The organism is Streptomyces sp. NPDC031274, from assembly GCF_055570235.1.
Genome location: NZ_JBVIHP010000432.1, coordinates 1 through 1,079 on the forward strand (window position 1 = coordinate 1; position 1,079 = coordinate 1,079).

Sequence of the window (1,079 nt, forward strand, 5' to 3'; positions counted from 1 at the left end):
CCCGGCCAGAGCGAGCCCGGCCGTCCCGGCGGCAGCACCGCCGAGCACCAGGACCTTGCGCCTGTTGAGATCACTTTCTGCTGCCATGGACGCGACGGTAGGCCCGGTTCCGGTGCGTTCCCTCGGGGCGCGCTGTGAGGCGCCTGTGCGTCACCCTCGCCGCCGGGGGCGAGGGCCGCGCCTCACGTGGCGCGCGTCAGCCGGTTCGCCAGCGTCGACATGGTGTACGTACCGATCCCCATCACGACCTCCAGCGCGTTCCGCTCCGTATGACCCGCCGCAAGGAACCTCTTCAGCTCCTCGTCCCCGACGCCACCGGCGGTCGCAAGCACCTCCAGCGTGAACTGCCGCACTGCCTCCAGTCGTTCGTCGCCCAGCGCCCGCCCCTCACGCAGCGCCGCGATGACCTCGGCGTCCGCACCCAGCTTCCGCAGCTTGGCGGTGTGGATGGTCACGCAGATGTGGCAGTCGTTGCGTACGGCCACGGTCATGATGACGACTTCCCGGGCCACCGGCTCCAGCGTCGTCCGCTCGAAGGACGCGCTCAACTCCAGGAAGCCGTTGAGCAGTTCGGGCGACTCCGCGAGCCGCGCCACCGCGCTCGGCGTCTTCCCGAAGGCGGCGGCGGTGCGCTCCATCGCGGCGCGCGACTCGGCCGGTGCGGTCTCCACAGTGTGCTCGGCAAACAAGAGGTACCCCCTACGATGGACAACATGGTTGACGAAAAGAAGGTAAACCAGGTTGTCGATTCTCGCAAGGCGGATGAACCATCGGCGGACGACCGGCGCGGCTTCGAGCTGCCGCTCCTCCTCTTCGGCGGGTTCCGCACGCTGATCGACCGGCTGCACGCCGAGCTGGCCCGCCAGGGCCACCCCGACGTGCGCCCGGCCCACGGCTTCGCGATGCAGGCGATCGGCGTACGGGGCGCGAGCGCAAGCGACGTAGGCCGCCGTCTGGGCGTCTCGAAGCAGGCCGCGGGCAAGACCGTCGACCGCCTCATCGCCCTCGGCTACGCGGAACGCACCGACGACCCGGCCGACGCCCGCCGCAAACTGATCCGCCTCACCCCGCACGGCATC

Annotated in this window: 2 protein-coding genes; one reads left to right on the forward strand and one right to left on the reverse strand. The window is 70.4% G+C overall.

Features of this window, described 5'->3' with window-relative positions; genetic code table 11:
• Positions 1 to 182 precede the first annotated feature (182 nt).
• Positions 183 to 689, reverse strand: a complete 507-nt coding sequence (locus ACZ5CR_RS46960; RefSeq protein WP_468870191.1) for a carboxymuconolactone decarboxylase family protein — start codon at positions 687 to 689, stop codon at positions 183 to 185.
• A gap of 24 nt (positions 690 to 713) precedes the next feature.
• Here ACZ5CR_RS46960 and ACZ5CR_RS46965 point away from each other — a divergent pair.
• Positions 714 to 1,079: MarR family winged helix-turn-helix transcriptional regulator (locus ACZ5CR_RS46965; RefSeq protein ID WP_468870192.1), on the forward strand; the 366-nt coding region annotated here is incomplete at its 3' end.